1 pseudogene is annotated in these 871 nt (G+C 63.4%); it reads right to left on the bottom strand.

The window, feature by feature from the left end:
- Positions 1–559, bottom strand: a pseudogene (locus B4C31_RS01030) (site-specific integrase); the annotation flags it as partial.
- Positions 560–871 lie beyond the last annotated feature (312 nt).

Consider the following 871-nt stretch of genomic DNA (forward strand, 5'->3'; position numbering starts at 1 on the left):
GCCGCTGCGGCTGGTCGGGCGCGAGGATCCGCACCGGTGTCGGCTCCACGCGCGGCGGCCATACCTTCCTGCACGGGTCCACCGGTATCAGCTCCTCCAGTTCGGCGTCGTCCAGTACCATCTTCAGGCTGACGAAGTGGTCCTTCAGCGTGGAGGGGGCGAGCCGCTCCCCCAGCACGCGCATGCACCGGCGGACATGCTCCGGAGTCAGGTCCGTGAGGCGCACGTGGCCGATGACCTGGCAGCAGGCATGCAGGCGGCCGGCCCGAGTCCGGTAGGTGGTGGGCTTGACGCGCGTCCGGTAGTCCTCTAGCCAGCGTTCCACGTAATCGTTGAGGTACGGGGATTTGGCACCGGGCATGAGGCCGGTGCGTTCGAGCTCGGCGATCTTGGCGTCGAACCGTTCCCGGGCCTCGGCCTTGGTGCGCCCCTTGGCCTCGACGTATCGGCGTTTGCCGGTGGCCGGGTCGGCCCCGAGGTCCTTGCGGAACCTCCATGTGCCGTCCTTTCCATGGATGATGCTTCCGACTCCCTTGGTGCGACGTTTCCGTGTGACCATGATGATCTCCCTTTCCGTATTCGGGAGAGCACCCTAAGCGTGTCCGCGCGTGGTCTCGGAGCCGTTGGAGTCGTTGCCCTCCGAGGTCTCCCAAAGGGCACACTATCCGCACACTATCGGTGTCACAAACGGCCCGATACGTGGCAGAAACCGCCATTTTCTCTGCATTCAAAAACGGCGCGATTCCAACATTCCACATCCGGAAACCGTTGGAATCACGCCGTTTTTTAACACCTGTGAAGCTCAGTGGGACACGTTGAACTTGAACTCCACGATGTCGCCGTCGCGCATGACGTAGTCCTTGCCCTCCAG

Source organism: Bifidobacterium sp. UBA4282 (assembly GCF_002394995.1).
GTDB lineage: Bacteria > Actinomycetota > Actinomycetes > Actinomycetales > Bifidobacteriaceae > Bifidobacterium > Bifidobacterium pullorum_B.